Here is a 282-nt window from a genome sequence, read left to right on the forward strand (position 1 = left end):
CCCAATAGGCCGGTAGGGTTGGATTGTGTTCGCGGGCCTGCGGCGAGACCTTCATCCGGACCCGGTAATCGGTCGGGTGTGGATCTAGGCGTTCCCATTTGCTGTTGGCCTTGGCCGGAATCAACCAGTGGCGCTCAGTGCCGGCTTGCTGAAGCTGCAGCAGTAGGTCCGCACTGAGAAAGCCCTTATCGAACACCGTGAGCGAATGATCTGGAACCGCCTGTAGCAAGTCGCGCGCATAGCGCATTTCACTCTTGCCATATTCGCCAAACACCGCTTCCC

General features: G+C 58.9%; 1 protein-coding gene. It reads right to left on the minus strand.

The window, feature by feature from the left end:
* The coding region (locus HA052_RS27260; protein WP_166454457.1) for a transposase at window positions 1-282 on the minus strand (282 nt) is incomplete at both ends.

The organism is Chromobacterium fluminis, assembly GCF_011602385.1.
GTDB lineage: Bacteria > Pseudomonadota > Gammaproteobacteria > Burkholderiales > Chromobacteriaceae > Chromobacterium > Chromobacterium fluminis.